This is a genomic window from Desulfovibrio sp. X2 (genome assembly GCF_000422205.1).
Classification (GTDB): domain Bacteria; phylum Desulfobacterota; class Desulfovibrionia; order Desulfovibrionales; family Desulfovibrionaceae; genus Alkalidesulfovibrio.
On sequence record NZ_ATHV01000007.1, the window covers coordinates 70,271 to 85,514 of the forward strand.

A 15,244-nucleotide genomic window follows, 5' to 3' on the forward strand; every position below is an offset into this window, starting at 1 on the left:
CGGCCCGCGATCCGGGCCGACGGGCCGTCAGGCGTCCGCCTGCCCGGCGTTGTCGTCGAAATAGCCGCTCACCGTCTCGCTGTAGAGGATCTGCGGCGGGGTGGCGAAGCGTTCGCGCACCATGGCCAGGACGGCGCGCTCGTGCCCCCTGGCGTGGCCGCGCTCGCGGGCGTGGATCTGCACCACGATCCGGCCGTCCGCGTGCAGGCGCAACCGGAAGTCGCGAAGCCCCAGGCCCTCCACCTCCTGCTCCACCTCGGCGGTCTTGCGCAGCAGCTCCGCGCTCACGATCATGCCGTATTCCAGGCGCGTGAACAGGCAGGGGCGGCTCGGCTGCTCCGGGTCGGCGAGGCCGAGCTCCCGGGCCAGCTCGCGCAGCTCGGCCTTGCGGATCCCGGCCAGGGCCCAGGGGCTGACCACCCCGAGCTCGGCCAGGGCCGTGAGGCCGGGCCTGTAGCCCTGAAGGTCGTCGGCGTGGCTGCCCTCCACGACGAGCTCGGCGCCGAGCTCGCGGGCCAGGGAGGCGATGCGGCGGAACATGACGCCCTTGCAGACGTAGCAGCGCTGCCTGCCGTTGTGCAGGACCTCGACCCGGTTCAGGGGGTCGGCCTCCACGGTGTGGAAGGGCCTGCCCTGGGCCGCGAGCCAGGCCACGGCCCGGGCGGATTCGCGCATGGGGATGTGGGGGCCGGTGACGTGCACCGCCGTGAAGGGCAGGTCCCACTGCCGGAGCACGTGGGCCAGGAGCCGCGAGTCCAGCCCGCCGGACACCGAGACGATGCCCGTGAGGGGCGGGAGGGCGGCGTCCGCCCTCCCCTGCCGCGTCACGGCCGCGCGCACGGCCTCGAGCTTGCTCTTGAGCGCCTGCCTCATAGTAAAGCCGCTCAGAACGCCGGAATCTGCTCCTGGGCCTCGGTCAGCAGGAAGGAGCCGCTCATGATGCGGGCCTTCAGCTCCTCGGCGATCTCGAGCGCGATGACCCGGCTCGAGACCGGCACCGTGGGCACCTGCTCGCCGTTCACGGTGATCTCGCCGGACATGAGCTCCTCGAAGGTGGGCTGGCCCAACACGCGCTTCACGCCGTTCGGGTAGTCGTGGCCGTAATCGACCACGGGCATGGTGATGTCGGCGTCCGAGACGGACGTGTACCAGGCCATCTCCTCGTCCAGGATCGGAATGGGGATGCCGATGCCCACCGACAGGGAGACGCCGTAGCCGAGGATGCTCGCGCCGCGCACGTAGCGGGGGTTCATCTGCTTCATGTCGCCGCGGACCATGATCGTGCCCGCGGGGTGCAGCGGCAGGTTGCGCTCGTTGCGCCTGGGCCTCGGGTTGTGCTGCGTGCCCGCGCCGAGCACCCAGCCCGTGCCGCCGCCGAGGAATATCTTGGTGCCCAGGCCGATGGTCCTGAACATGGGGTCGTTGAAGAGCGGCGAGAGTTCGCCCGCGGTGGCGAAGTTGGCGTTGCGCACGTTGGGCTTGAGCGGCCCCATGTAGGTGTAGATCGTGCGCGAGGTCATGTTCACGGCCACGTTGTAGCTCTGGTAGCAGTTGCGCGGATTGAGGAGCTGGGCGTAGGGCAGGTCCGCCAGGGTGACGTCCTTCTCCAGCTTCTTCTTCGGGTAGCAGTCCGTGCCGTGGGCCTCGCACCACAGGCTCACGGCCTTGCCGCGGATGAGGTCCTCGATGACGTGGCCGCCGCCGTACTTGAACGTCCCAGGATGGATCTTGTTCAGCGGGTCGTCCTTGGAAAGCTCCGTGGCCCCGAGGTACGCGTCCACCGCGGCCAGGCCCGCATGGCAGGGCACGTTGTTCATGCGCATCTTCTGGACCTTGATGACCGGCGGCTCCTGCCCGATGTTGAAGAGCATGCCCGAGGAGCACATGGGCGAGAAGGTGCCCGTGGTGACCACGTCCACTTCCCTGGCCGCCTTGACCTTGCCCATGCTGCGCACGGCCTCGACCATCTCCGAGGCGTTGAGCACCACGGCCTTGCCCTTGCGGATGCGCTCGTTGATTTCCTGAACCGTCTTCGTGACCTGCTTGGCGCCGGACATCTCTTCCCTCCTGGGGAAAACCCGCTCGCGGGTCGGCTTTTCAGCCGTGAAATAATGGGGGGCAATAGTGGCCCAAAGCCGTCGGCTTGGCAACCTGTCCCGCGGCAGGGAACATGAGGCCGGCCACCCCCTTGCGAAGCGCCCGCGGGACGCGCTTACAGCAAGGAAAAACGAAGGGTTTTTCCACTGTCCCGGCAAGCCCTTGGAGGGATCGCGGTCAAGGGCTTTCCTGGCCACAAATTACTTGGCTTAAGTCCTTATTTCAGTTATATGAAGAGCTGTGGGGAGACGGGACGGAATTTCACGTTCGTCATAGTTCGATCAGGTTTTCGGACGCCCAGTTCTCCAATGAACCACAACAACACCTTCCCCCTTTGAAAAACGCCCTACGCACCCATCTCGAACAGGCTTTCTCCGACATGGAGCTCAGGCGCTGGTTCGACCCGCTGAGCCTGGAAGTCCAGGAACGGGAAAAACGCCTGCAGGTCACCTTCCCCCATTCCTTCTTCTCCACCTGGTTCGCCCAGAACGTGCAGGGCCGTTTCGAGGAGCAGCTCTCCTCCTTCCTCGGCCCCGGCTTCGTCATCGCCTACTCCACGGGCCGCGGCGCCACCGCCCCCAAGGAGAGCCTGCCCGCGCAAAGCGGCGGAACCAAGTCCATCGACTTCCCCTTCGGCGGCCAGTTCAGCTTCGAATCCTTCCTGGTCAACCAGAAGAACTATTTCCCCCTGGCCTCGGCGCGCGAGGTGGCCAAGCAGCAGTCGATCATCTTCAACCCCTTCATCGTCTGCGGCGAGAACGGCTCGGGCAAGACGCACCTCATCCGCGCCATCGCCAACGAGGTCAGCAAGAAGCCCGAGAGCACCAGCATCTTCCTGGGCACGGTCGAGGACATCGGCAACATCTACGCCACCCGCTTCGGCGGCGACGTGTTCAAGGCGCGCGAGCACTTCACGAGCTACGACGTCCTGTGCATCGACGACTTCCAGCTCATCCAGAAGAACCTGGCCCTGCAGCAGGAGCTGGTCGTCCTCTTCAACGCCTTCTACGACAACCGCAAGCAGATGGTCTTCGCCTGCTCGGACAAGCTGACCTCCTACGACTTCCTGCACCCCACGCTCAAGTCCCGCCTGGAATGGGGGCTCATCGTCAACCTGAAGGCCCCGGACCTCGAGATCCGCGTGCAGTACATCCGCCAGCAGTGCCGCCAGAAGAAGATCAGCCTGGACAAGGAACAGATCCTCATGCTCGGCCAGCGCTTCCAGGACTTCAGGTTCCTGCAGGGCATCCTCCTGAAGATCTTCGCCTACAAGGAGCTGGTCAACAAGGATATCGGGCCCAAGGACTTCGACCTCATCCTCGCGCACACCGAGGACGCGCCCAAGCCCGCCCTGACCTCGGACATGATCATCGAGACCGTGGGCGAGCACTTCAGCATCAGCCCCAAGGAGATCAAGGGCGCCAAGCGCCACCACGAGATCGTCAAGGCGCGGCAGATGGCCATGTTCCTCTGCCGCGAGCTGCTCGGCTCCTCGTTCCCCGCCCTGGGCCGGATATTCGGCGGAAAGGACCACTCCACGGCCCTGTACGCCGTCAATAAAGTCAAGAAAATGCAGAAGGTTAACAAGGATACGAAACAACTGTTGATAACTTTGAAACAAAAGTGCGTTACCAGGGACCGGACATGATCCAGATCCATCCGCGTGTGCGCCCGGTTCCTTGGAGGTTCCCTGTTTGTTCCAATAAAATCCAGCTATGACTGCTGGATAGGTGAGTTGAGAACAAAGAACAGCGGCCTATTACGAAAACAAGGAGATTTTATATGTATCTGAAAGTTTTCCGCGACGACATCATCGAGGGACTTCAGAAATCCTCGAACATCATTCCGGCCAAGACGGGCGCGGCCTTCCTGCGCACCATCTGGCTCAGGGCCGAGGGCGAGCACCTCTCCATCATGTCCACGGATTCGAACCTGGAGTTCTGCGGATCCTACGCGGCGCGCGTGGAGACCCCGGGCCTGGCGGGCGTGCAGGGCCGCTCCTTCTACGACCTGGTGCGCAAGCTGCCTCCGGGAGAGATCGCCATCAGGAGCGACGAGGGCGACAGCCATCTGCTCATCGAGCAGGGCAAGCGCAAGTACAAGCTGCCCACCAACGACCCGAGCTGGTTCCAGAAGTTCTCCGACTTCCCGGCCGGGGAGTCCGTGATCTGGTCCGGAGACTACCTGCAGGAGGTCATCGACAAGACCGCCTTCTGCATCTCCGAGGAAGACACCATGGAGGCCATCGCCTGCCTGAACCTCGTGCCCGGCACGGACCAGAGCGGCGAGAAGATCATCCGCGCCCAGGGGCTGAACGGCCACCAGTTCTCCATGCTGGCCTTCAGGAACGACGACCTGCACGCCATGCTCCCGCACGGCGGCGTGCTCATCCAGAAGAAGTACCTGCTCGAGCTCAAGAAGTGGCTGCCCACGGGAGAGATCGAGCTGGCCCTGGGCGAGAAGCGCCTCTTCTTCCGCACCGGCGACAAGGTCGAGACCTTCAGCCTGCCGCTCTCCTACTACCAGTACCCGGACGTGGGCGGCTTCCTCTCCAAGGTCACGGCGGGCGGCTCGGCGCGGCTCACGGTGGACCGCCAGGAGTTCATGGACGCGCTCGACCGCATCATGATATTCAACTCCGAGAACAACCGCTGCACCAACCTGTCCTTCTCGCCCTCGGAGATGCAGCTCTTCTCCCAGGGCCAGGAAGTCGGCACGGCCAACGAGTCGCTGAGCGTGGAGTACGAAGGGGAGATCGCGAAGATCGCCTTCCCCACCCGCAACCTGATCGAGATCATGAGCCACTTCGGCTCCAAGCAGATATCCTTCGTCCTGACGGGCACCGAGGGACCCTGCGGCGTGAAGGGCGGAGAGGACCCGGACTACCTGGTCATCATCATGCCCATGAAGATCGTCGAGGAAACCTACTACACCGAGGAAGACGCCTAACGATGAGCGAGGAGATCAAAAAGTCCGAATATACGGCCGACAGCATCACCGTGCTGGAAGGCCTGGCGGCGGTGCGCAAGCGCCCGGCCATGTACATAGGCTCCACGGACGTCCGCGGTCTGCACCACCTCGTCTACGAGGTCGTGGACAACGCCATCGACGAGGCCATGGCCGGCTACTGCGACCGGGTCAAGGTCATACTCCACCTGGACAACTCGATCACGGTCTCGGACAACGGCCGCGGCATCCCCGTGGACATGCACCCCAAGCTCGGCCGACCCGCGGTCGAGGTGGTCATGACCAAGCTGCACGCCGGCGGCAAGTTCGGCGACGGCGCCTACAAGGTCTCCGGCGGCCTGCACGGCGTGGGCGTGTCCTGCGTCAACGCGCTGTCCGAGTACCTGGAGGTCAAGGTCAAGCGCGACGGCCGCCGCTACTGGCAGCGCTACGAGCGCGGCGTGCCCGTCACCGACCTCGTGGAGCAGGGCGAGGACGAGAGCCGCGGCACCATCGTCCGCTTCAGGCCCGACGAGGAGATCTTCGAGACCAACCAGTTCGTGCACGAGGTGCTGCAGAAGCGCTTCCGCGAGATGGCCTACCTGAACTCCGGCCTGACCATCGAGTTCAACGACGAGCGCTCCGGCCAGAACGACACTTTCCACTTCGACGGCGGCATCAGGGATTTCGTCACCGACCTGAACCAGGGCGAGACCACCATCCACCACATGGTCTACGGCCAGGGCGAGCAGGACGGCGTGCTCGTGGAGTTCGCGCTGCAGTACAACGCGGGCTACAAGGAGAACGTCCTCACCTTCGCCAACAACATCCGGACCAAGGAAGGCGGCACCCACCTCGTGGGCTTCAAGACCGCCTTCACCAGGGCCATCAACACCTACATCAAGAACGCCGACCTTCCGAAGAAGCTGAAGGAGACGGTCACCGGCGACGACGTGCGCGAGGGCCAGACCGCGATCATCTCGGTCAAGCTGCCCCAGCCGCAGTTCGAGGGCCAGACCAAGACCAAGCTCGGCAACTCCGAGGTCGCGGGCGTGGTCTCCTCCCTGGTCTACGAGAAGATGATGGTCTTCTTCGAGGAGAACCCGAACGACGCCAAGGCCATCGTCGAGAAGATCGTGGACGCCGCCCGCGCCCGCGACGCCGCCCGCAAGGCGCGCGACCTGGTGCGGCGCAAGGGCGCCCTCTCGGACCATTCCCTGCCCGGCAAGCTGGCCGACTGCCAGTCCAAGAAGCCCGAGGAGTCCGAGCTGTTCATCGTCGAGGGCGATTCCGCAGGCGGCTCGGCCAAGCAGGGCCGCGATCCCAAGTTCCAGGCCATCCTGCCGCTGCGCGGCAAGATCCTGAACGTGGAGAAGACGCGCTTCGACAAGATGCTCGGCAACAAGGAGATCAGGGCCCTGATCACGGCCATGGGCGCGGGCATCGGCGAGGACGACCTCGACCTCGACAAGCTGCGCTACCACAAGATCGTGATCATGACCGACGCCGACGTGGACGGGGCGCACATCCGCACCCTGCTCCTGACCTTCTTCTTCCGCCAGTACGAAGGGCTCATCGGCCGCGGCAACCTCTACATCGCCCAGCCGCCGCTCTTCCGCGTGGCCAAGGGCAAGACCGAGCGCTACATCAAGAACGAGGAGGACCTGCAGAAGTTCCTCCTCTCGAGCATCGCCGGAGAGGTGGAGATCACCGCGCCCTCGGGGCTGGACCTCAAGGGCGGCGTGCTGACCAAGTTCCTCGACAGGATCGGGCAGCTCGAGCACAAGGTCGCCGAGGCCCGGAACTACGGCCTGCACGAAGAGCTCATGATGCACATCGCGGCCCACGACACGCTCCTCTCCCCCGCCAACTTCAACGGTGACGCGGAAGCCGCGGCCGAGGGCGAGCGCTTCCTCGCGCACATGCGCGAGAGCGGCTGGCGCGCCTGGATCGACCGCCACGAGGACGAGGTGGAGGCCCGCCTCTTCCTCTGCTTCGAGGACGCCAACGGCGCCTTCACCCGCCTGGGCGTGGAGTTCCTGAACTCCAAGCTCTACAAGACGGCCTGGGAGATCCACGCCGAGCTCAAGGAGCAGGCCGGGAGCTTCGACTTCACCGTCGCGGCCAAGGAGAACACCTTCACCGTGTCCGGCCTCTTCGCCCTGCGCGAGCGCATCCTGGAGGAAGGCCACAGGGGCTTCGCCATCCAGCGCTACAAGGGCCTGGGCGAAATGAACCCCGAGCAGCTCTGGGAAACGACCATGAACCCCGAGAAGCGCACCATGCTCAGGGTCACGGTGGAGGACGCCATGGAGGCGGACGACATCTTCCAGAAGCTCATGGGCGACAAGGTCGAGCCGCGCCGCGAATTCATCGAGCAGAACGCCCTGGCTGTCGCGGAGCTGGACATCTAGCCGGCATCCGGCCGGTCTGCGTCCAGCCGCACGCAAACGCCTGCCGGGCAGGGCATCGGCCCTTGCCTCCCGGGCGAACGACGGAGATATCGTGTGAGTCAGATAAGCATCGAACAGGAAATCAAGAAGTCGTACCTGGAGTACTCGCTCTCGGTCATCGTGGGCCGCGCCATCCCGGACGTCCGGGACGGCCTGAAGCCCGTGCACAGGCGCATCCTCTACGCCATGCACGAGCTCTCCAACAGCTGGAACAGGCCCTACAAGAAGTCCGCGCGCGTGGTCGGTGACGTCATCGGTAAGTACCACCCGCACGGCGACTCGGCCGTGTACGACGCCCTGGTGCGCATGGCCCAGGACTTCTCCATGCGCGACGCCCTGGTGGACGGACAGGGCAACTTCGGCTCCATCGACGGCGACGCCGCGGCGGCCATGCGATACACCGAAGTGCGCATGTCCCGCCTGACCGCGGAGTTCCTCGGCGACATCGACAAGGACACCGTCAACTGGCGGCCCAACTACGACAACTCCCTGCAGGAGCCCGTGGTCCTGCCGACCAAGGTGCCGAACCTGCTGCTCAACGGCTCGGCGGGCATCGCCGTGGGCATGGCCACCAACATCCCGCCCCACAACCTGGGCGAGCTGGTGGACGGCACCATCCACGTGCTGGACAACCCCGCCTGCACCATCGGCGAGCTCGCCACGCTCATCAAGGGGCCCGACTTCCCCACCGGCGCCTCGCTCTACGGCGGCCAGGGCCTGGCCGAGGCCTACGCCTCCGGCCGCGGCACCGTGCGCATCCGCGGCACCGTGGAGATCGAGGAGACCAAGTCCGGCCGGCAGTCCATCATCATCCGGGAGATCCCCTTCGCGGTGAACAAGTCGAGCCTGGTGGAGAAGATCGCCCAGCTCGTCAACGACCGGAAGATCGAGGGCGTCTCCGACCTGCGCGACGAGTCCGACCGCAAGGGCATCCGCATCGTCGTGGACCTGAAGAAGGGCACGGTCGCGGACATCATCGTCAACTCCCTCTACAAGTACACGCCGCTCGAGACTTCGTTCGGCATCAACATGATGGCCGTGGTCGACAACCGGCCCATGCTGCTGAACGTCAAGCAGATCCTCGAGCACTTCCTGCGCCACCGCCGCGAGGTCATCATCCGGCGCACCAAGTTCGACCTGGACAAGGCCGAGAAGCGCGCCCACATCCTCGAAGGCCTGCGCATCGCCGTGGACAACATCGACGAGGTGGTGCAGCTCATCAAGACCTCGGCTACGCCCCTGGAGGCCAAGTCCCGCCTCACCGAGCGCTTCGGCCTCACCGACATCCAGGGCCAGGCCATCCTGGACATGCGCCTGCAGCGCCTCACCGGCCTCGAACACGAGAAACTCCTCGAGGAGTACCGCGACCTCATCCAGAAGATCGAGTACTACAACTCGATCCTCAACTCCGAGGAGGTCCTGAAGGGCGTCATCCGCGACGAGCTCACGGAGATCAAGAAGACCTTCGCCACGCCGCGCAAGACCGTGATCATCGAGCAGGACCCCGACTCCATCGACATCGAGGACCTGATCGCCGACGAGGACGTGGTCGTGACCCTGACCCGGCGCGGCTACATCAAGCGCGTGCCGCTCGACTCCTACCAGCAGCAGCGCCGCGGCGGAAAGGGCATCGCGGGCACGGCAACGAGCGAAGGCGACATGCTCCAGGCCCTGCTCACCACCTCCAACCACCAGTCCCTGCTGCTCTTCACCAACCTCGGCCGCATGCACCAGCTGAAGGTGCACCGCGTGCCCGAAGGCAGCCGCTACGCCAAGGGCGCGCACATCGCCAACCTGGTGCCCCTGGAGAAGGACGAGCACATCGCCACGGCCATGTCCGTGCGCGACTTCGCGGAGGACAAGTACTTCCTCTTCGTCACCAAGCGCGGCATGATCAAGCGCACCCTGGCCCCGCTCTACCGCAACGTGCGCGCCTCGGGCATCAAGGCCGTGCTCCTGCGCGAGGACGACGAGCTGATCATGGTCCGCCAGATCGAGCACAACGACGAGGTCGTGCTCTGCACCCAGGGCGGCACCGCCATCCGCTTCTCCGTCACCGAGGTCCGCCCCATGGGCCGCACCGCCTCCGGCGTCAAGGGCATCGCCCTGCGCGGCAAGGACATCGTGGTCGGCGCCGTGGTCGTGCCGCCGCAGAAGGAGGGCGAGCCCGACGAGACCTGGGGCCACATCCTCACCGTCTCCGAACTCGGCTACGGCAAGCGCACCCCCGTGGGCCAGTACCGCCTGCAGTCGCGCGGCGGCCGCGGCGTGATCAACATGAAGGTCACCGCCAAGACCGGCCAGGTGCGCGGCGCCATCCTCGTGCAGGACGACGACCAGTTGGTCATGATGACCTCGGCCAACAAGGTCATCCGCATCGGCGTCAAGGACATCAGCGTGGTCGGCCGCGCCACCCAGGGCGTGCGCCTGGCCTCCCTGGACGGCGGCACCCTGGCCGGCTTCGACCTGGTGCGCGAGGGAACCATCGACGATGGTCTTGTCGAGGAATAAGGGGACGGATCGGGGGGCCCGCTGGATTTCGCTTCTGGCGGGCCTCCTCCTGGCCTTTTCCCTCATCGGCGGCTGCTCCCCCAAGCCGCCCAAGGAAGACGTCCTGGAGAAGGCCTCCAGGGCCTATGACCAGGGCCTGTACCTCGAAGCCGAGACCTTCTACGAGGAGTACCTCCAGAAGAACCCCGGCGACTCCCGCCGCTGGCAGGCCTGGAACCGGCTCCTCGACATCGTCAGCGTGATCCGCGGCGACAACGAGAAGGCCCACGTCATCCTCGAGGCCATGCTGCTCGAGTTCGGCTCCGAGCCGGACAAGGCGAGAGCCGTGCTCATCAAGCAGGGCGACCTGCTGCAGTCCGAAGGCCACCTCGACCAGGCCGTGGAAAGCTGGCAGAAGGCCCAGCGCCTCGGCCCCTCGCCCGAGCCCGACCCCTGCCTCCTCTCCCTGCGCTTCTCCCGCGCCTACACCACGGAAGGTCACTACGACCTGGCCCAGGACAGCCTGCGCGAATGCCTCTCCGAGGCCAAGGAACCCTCCTGCCTCACCCGCTGCCGCTACGAGCTGGCCCAGACCTACGGCCTGCAGGAGAACTGGCCCCAGGAGGCCGAGCTGCTCGAGCAGGTCATCGCCTCGGCCACCATCTCCAAGGAGGACAAGAGCTCCGCCATCTACCTCCTGGCCGACGCCTACGCCAACTCCGGCCAGGTGGAGCGCGCCAAGAAGCTCCTGCAGTCCATCCTCGCCACCTACCCCAACCCCAAAGCCGTCCAGACCAAGCTCGACCAGCTGAACCACACCCCCGGCAAGAAATAGAATCCTGATGCCTCCGGCGGCCAGGGAGGGGCTGCGCGCCCCTCCCTGGACCCTCCCTGCGCCAGGCTGAGCCTGGACCCCTTTCGCACGCGCTGCGTCTGTCGGCCCTTTGCGAGGTCGTCTGAGCATGAATTGTTGTGATGACAGGTTGTTATCTATTTTGAGAACGAACAGGAACACCTTGGGAACATGCCAGGAACATGCTGTGAACAGGGTTTGGAACATGGTTAGGAACAAAGTTTTGCACAGGGTGCGGCGCGCGGCCGCACCCGTGAAGAGGGAATGGAACCAGAGGGAAGAGGGAAGGAGAGAGGGAGGCGGGCTTCGCGGGGTCTGGGGTCAGACCTCGTTGTTCCGGAAGGCCTCGATCATGTCCCAGGTCAGGCTGAACCTGGACTCGTCGGCAGGCAGCGCGGAGCGGGGGTACCAGCCAGCCTCGGAGAGTTCCCCGGGGTCTATGGTTATGGTCCGCTCTCCGTGCAGGTCCGCGAAGAAGCCCATGAGGATAGACTGCGAGAAGGCCCAGGGCTGGCTCTTGTAGTAGCGCACGTTGGCGATCTCCAGGCCGACCTCCTCCTTGACCTCGCGCGCTATGGCCGCCTCGAGCGTCTCGCCGGGCTCAACGAATCCCGCCACCAGGGCGAAGTTCGTGTACTCGCGCCCGGAGTACTTGGTCAGCAGCAGCTCCTCGCCGTCCGCCACCGCCACGATGATCGCGGGCGATATCCTCGGGTACTTCACCAGCGAGCAGCACGGGCACTGCAGCGCCCGCTCCCGCTCCCTGGGCAGCATGGCGCAGCCGCATTGCCCGCAATAGCGGTTCGTTCTGTACCACTGGGCGAAATGGAAGGCCGTGGCGCAGGCAAAGGAGAGAAGGGCGGGCGCGAGGCTGCGCACCACGCGGATGCCGTTGTAGGTATATGGATTCGTTTCGTTTATTTCTTCTGGTGAATAGTAGAAGGCGGTCTCGTCCATGGAGAAGAGGTAGACGGCGTCGTCCGCCTTGTCCCGGAGCGCGGCCCGCACTTCCCCGTACGTCGGGACCGCGAGCCTGCCGCCGTCGGCCGCCAGCAGCACGCGCCCGTCCCGCAGGAACATGAGGTGGTCGTTCTCGCCGGGCGCGCCGTGGTCGGGATCGTAGGTCAGCGTGTGTGGGTCGATGTCCTGGAACATGGCCTGTCCTTCGGGACGCTCCTTGGTGGATTTTCCCGCAGAGTGTTCCCGCGAGGCCCCGCAGTCAAGTCGTGCGGGCCGGAGGCGGCAGGGCGTGCGTGCCTGCCGTCTCCTACCAGTCCACCAGGACCTGCACCACCTGGCCGTGCTTGTTGCGGAAGAGGAGGTGGCCGTGTTCGTGGCCGTAGCGGAAGAGGTCGCGGGTGATGGCCACGTCGTGGGTGCAGTATTCGGTTATCAGGTCCAGGCGGCCTTCCTTCCACCACTCCAGGGCCTGCAGGCCGTCCGCGGACTTGGGGGCGTTCAGGGTGCTCGTGGCCAGGCTGTCCAGGGAGAGGCGGTAGCCCAGGCGGTTCTTGACCACGTCCAGCATGTCCAGGGTGGGCAGGGAGGCGAAGTCGAAGGGCGCGACGCCCGCAAGGACCTTGTAGTCGAAGCGGCGGATGTTGAAGCCGACCACGAGGTCGAGCTCCGAGAGGCGGGCGGCCAGCTCGGGGATGCGCTCCTCGGTGTAGCTGTGGAAGGCGTCGTCGCGCGAGTCGTAGAGCACGGCGACGCTTACGCCCATCTTGTCCGCGCGGTGCCAGCCGCCCACCTCCGCCGCCGAGCGCCGGGTCTCCACGTCGAGCACGCCGTAGGCGGAGAGGGGAGCGGCCGCCGCGGCGCCGCCCTCCGGGGCGGTCTCGGGACCGGGACCGGGGGCTTCGCGGTTGTCTCGGGGTTCGCAGTTGGAGCTTAGAGAGGAGGGTGTTTCCTCAATCAAGGAAAGAGGTTGGAACGATTCAGGAGTGGACGTGCGCAGGGCTTCCAGGACGAAACAGGCAGCGTCCTTGGAGATGGGCCTGTTGCCCGAGCCGCACTTGGGCGAGTGCACGCAGGAGGGGCAGCCGAGCTCGCAGGGACAGTCGCGGATGGTGGCCAGGGTGGTGGTGAGGAGTTCCGCGGCCTGGACGAAAGCCTGGCGCGTGAGCCCCACGCCGCCGGGGTGGCCGTCGTAGATGAAGACCGCGGCGCGGCCCACCTGGGGGTGGAAGGGCGTGGAGATGCCGCCGAGGTCGTTGCGGTCGGCCATGACCAGCAGCGGCAGGATGCCGATGGCCGCGTGCTCCACGGCGTGGATGCCGCCCATGAAGTGCACGCGGGCGTCCTCGGCGGCCTGCTGCACGGCCTTGGGGATCTCGAACCAGATGCCCTCGGTCTCGAAGACCATGGGTGGAAGAGAGAGGGGCACGAGGGTCAGCAGGCGGCCGTCGCCCGCGCGGCGCTTCTCGTAGCCGGTGATGGTCTCGGTGACGCGCAGGCGGCCGAGGAAGACGCGGCAGCCGAGCGCCGTGGCCTGGTCGTGGATGGCCAGGATCTCGGTGGCCTTCTCGGCGCGCGAGCGGGTGTAGTAGCCCACGCGCGCGGGCTTGGCCGTGACGCTTTTGTCCTGCAGGTCGAGCTTCGTGACCACGTAGGACAGCCCCCGGTGCAGGTAGACGGCGCCCTCGTGGGCCTCGCGGCAGGCGCGGTGCTCGTCGATCTGGCCGATGATCCGGCCCGTGCCCTCCTCGCCCTTCTCGCCTCCCTGGTGGATGGAGAGCGAGGCGCCCGCGCCGCGCAGGTCGACCTCGCGGTGGGGGCGCTTGCGCCTCGAGTGCAGCTCCGAGCCGTCGGCCGAGGCCAGGAGGAAGCCTTCGCGCACCAGGCGCTCGGCCTCGCGGGCCAGGGGTTCCTCGGCCAGGAAGGGCTCGTCGCGGCGCAGCGTCAGCTCGGCCGCGGCACAGTCCAGGTGGCGAGCCACGATGACCGGGTTGTAGGGGTTGCAGACCGCGGCCTCCGGCGGCCGGGCGAAGAAGTCCTCGGGATGGCGCATGAAGTACTGGTCCAGGTTGTCCTCCCCGGCCACCAGGACCACGGCGGACTCCTGCTGCTGCCTGCCCACGCGGCCGCCGCGCTGCAGCGTCTGCATGACCGTGCCGGGGTAGCCCACGAGGATGCATACGTCCAGGCCGCCCACGTCTATGCCGAGCTCCAGCGCCGAGGTGGAGATGACGGCCAAAAGCTCGCCCGAGGTCATGCGGGCCTCGATCTCGCGCCGCTCCTCGGGCAGGAAGCCCGCGCGGTAGGCGCTGATGCGGTCCTTGTACTGGCCGGACTTCTCGGCCGCCCAGATGGCGATGAGCTCGGTCATCTTGCGCGACTTGGCGTAGACGATGGTGCGCAGCCCCCTGTCCAGGCACTCGCGCAGCAGGCGGATGGCGGCCGTGCCGGGCGAGCCCTCGGGGTTCACGAAGAGGAAGTGGCGGCCGCCCGTGGGCGCGCCGGAGGTGAGCACCGGGGTGACGCACAGCCCGGTCAGGTCCTCGGCCAGCTCGGCCGGGTTGGCCACGGTGGCGGAGCAGAAGACGAAGGTGGGCTCGGAGCCGTAGTAGGCGCACATGCGGCGCAGGCGGCGGAAGACCAGGGCCATGTGCGAGCCCATGACCCCGCGGTAGGTGTGCACCTCGTCCACCACGACGTAGTTCAGGGAGGCCCAGAAGGCGGCCCAGGCGCTGTGGTGCGGCAGAAGCGAGAGGTGGACCATCTCCGGGTTGCTTAAGAGCACCTGGGGAGGGTCCTGGCGGAGCTTTCTGCGCGCGCCGTCCGGGGTGTCGCCGTCGTAGACCGCGGCCGTGGGGTGGCTGTGGCTCGGCAGCAGGGCCGCGGCCTCGCGGAAGCCCTTCAGCTGGTCCTGGGCCAGGGCCTTGAGCGGAAAGAGCCACAGGGAGCGGGAGTCCGGCCGGGCCAGGAACTCCTCGAGCACGGGCAGGGTGTAGGTCAGGGACTTGCCGCTGGCCGTGGGCGTGGCCACGACCACGTGGCGGCCCATGCGCGCGAGGTCCACGGCCTCGGCCTGGTGGGCGTAGAGGCGCGGCGTGCCGCGCGCGGAAAGGAGCATGGAGACCGCCTGGGGCAGGGGGCGGGCCGTGTCCGCCATGCGCGCGGGCGTCCCGGGCAGGAGGCGGTGGTGCACCACGTCCGGCCCGAGCCGGGGCGAGGCCATGACGGCCTCGATGAAGTCACGGATGTCGCTCATAGGGTCTGGTCGGTGGAAGGCCTCCGGCGGCCAAGGGGCCGAGGCCCCTTGGAACCCCGCTTCGGGGTGCGGCTCACCGGCGAGAGGAAGGCCCGTGAACCATGGATGTCATAGTGTTCCCCCTCTTCGCGAAGCGCGCCAAAAAGTTTTGGGGGATGAGGGGGATGGGGTCCGGGGAAGGGGGAGAAGGAC

General features: G+C 66.3%; 9 protein-coding genes. 5 read left to right on the forward strand and 4 right to left on the reverse strand.

Features of this window, described 5'->3' with window-relative positions; genetic code table 11:
- Positions 1 to 27: 27 nt before the first annotated feature.
- Both DSX2_RS03465 and DSX2_RS03470 read right to left on the reverse strand, forming a co-directional pair.
- Complete coding sequence (locus DSX2_RS03465; RefSeq protein WP_020879652.1) at positions 28 to 873, reverse strand: asparagine synthase; 846 nt, start codon at positions 871 to 873, stop codon at positions 28 to 30.
- 11 nt (positions 874 to 884) lie between these two features.
- A complete protein-coding gene (locus DSX2_RS03470; protein ID WP_020879653.1) occupies positions 885 to 2,057 on the reverse strand; it encodes a homocysteine biosynthesis protein in 1,173 nt (390 codons plus the stop codon).
- Between the two features lie 419 nt (positions 2,058 to 2,476).
- Here DSX2_RS03470 and DSX2_RS03475 point away from each other — a divergent pair, with 419 nt between their 5' ends.
- The 5 genes from DSX2_RS03475 to DSX2_RS03495 all read left to right on the forward strand — a co-directional run bounded on the left by DSX2_RS03475 (position 2,477) and on the right by DSX2_RS03495 (position 10,821).
- Positions 2,477 to 3,745: a DnaA/Hda family protein gene (locus DSX2_RS03475; RefSeq protein WP_020879654.1), complete on the forward strand. Its 1,269-nt coding sequence runs from the start codon at positions 2,477 to 2,479 to the stop codon at positions 3,743 to 3,745.
- Between the two features lie 134 nt (positions 3,746 to 3,879).
- Positions 3,880 to 5,046: a DNA polymerase III subunit beta gene (dnaN, locus tag DSX2_RS03480; protein WP_020879655.1), complete on the forward strand. Its 1,167-nt coding sequence runs from the start codon at positions 3,880 to 3,882 to the stop codon at positions 5,044 to 5,046.
- 2 nt (positions 5,047 to 5,048) lie between these two features.
- Positions 5,049 to 7,457 carry a DNA topoisomerase (ATP-hydrolyzing) subunit B gene (gene gyrB, locus DSX2_RS03485; protein ID WP_020879656.1) on the forward strand — a complete coding sequence of 803 codons (2,409 nt, stop codon included), beginning with the start codon at positions 5,049 to 5,051 and terminating at the stop codon, positions 7,455 to 7,457.
- Between the two features lie 93 nt (positions 7,458 to 7,550).
- Positions 7,551 to 10,007: a DNA gyrase subunit A gene (gyrA, locus tag DSX2_RS03490; protein WP_020879657.1), complete on the forward strand. Its 2,457-nt coding sequence runs from the start codon at positions 7,551 to 7,553 to the stop codon at positions 10,005 to 10,007.
- Complete coding sequence (locus DSX2_RS03495) at positions 9,994 to 10,821, forward strand: lipopolysaccharide assembly protein LapB (RefSeq protein ID WP_236615071.1); 828 nt, start codon at positions 9,994 to 9,996, stop codon at positions 10,819 to 10,821. Before gyrA ends, DSX2_RS03495 begins: the two co-directional genes overlap by 14 nt.
- Positions 10,822 to 11,160: 339 nt before the next feature.
- Here DSX2_RS03495 and nudC read toward each other — a convergent pair whose 3' ends face one another.
- Both nudC and DSX2_RS03505 read right to left on the reverse strand, forming a co-directional pair.
- A complete protein-coding gene (nudC, locus tag DSX2_RS03500) occupies positions 11,161 to 11,994 on the reverse strand; it encodes an NAD(+) diphosphatase (RefSeq protein WP_020879659.1) in 834 nt (277 codons plus the stop codon).
- 112 nt (positions 11,995 to 12,106) lie between these two features.
- On the reverse strand, positions 12,107 to 15,052 hold the full coding sequence (locus tag DSX2_RS03505) for a DEAD/DEAH box helicase (RefSeq protein ID WP_020879660.1): 2,946 nt from the start codon (positions 15,050 to 15,052) through the stop codon (positions 12,107 to 12,109).
- Positions 15,053 to 15,244: the final 192 nt, after the last annotated feature.